Annotated in this window: 1 protein-coding gene; it reads left to right on the forward strand. The window is 59.6% G+C overall.

What is annotated here, in order from left to right; translation table 11 throughout:
* The coding region (locus SB765_RS30260) for an ABC transporter substrate-binding protein (RefSeq protein WP_410932573.1) at positions 1 to 267 on the forward strand (267 nt) is incomplete at both ends.

Consider the following 267-nt stretch of genomic DNA (forward strand, 5'->3'; position numbering starts at 1 on the left):
CTGCCACAACTGGCCGAACGCTGGGACGTCAGTGAAGACGGCAAGCAGATTACCTTCCGCCTGCGCACTGATGTCACGTTCCATTCCGGCAACCCGCTCACTGCCGAGGATGTGGCCTGGTCGCTGTACCGGGTGATGAAGCTCAACTATGGCTTGGCCACCACTTGGAAGGCCTACGGCTACAGTGTCGAAAACATTCAAACGCTGATCCGCGCGACCGACAGCCATACCTTGGTGGTCGACCTGCCGCAGCCGGTAGACCCTTTG

This window comes from Pseudomonas sp. SIMBA_067, from assembly GCF_046534675.1.
GTDB lineage: Bacteria > Pseudomonadota > Gammaproteobacteria > Pseudomonadales > Pseudomonadaceae > Aquipseudomonas > Aquipseudomonas putida.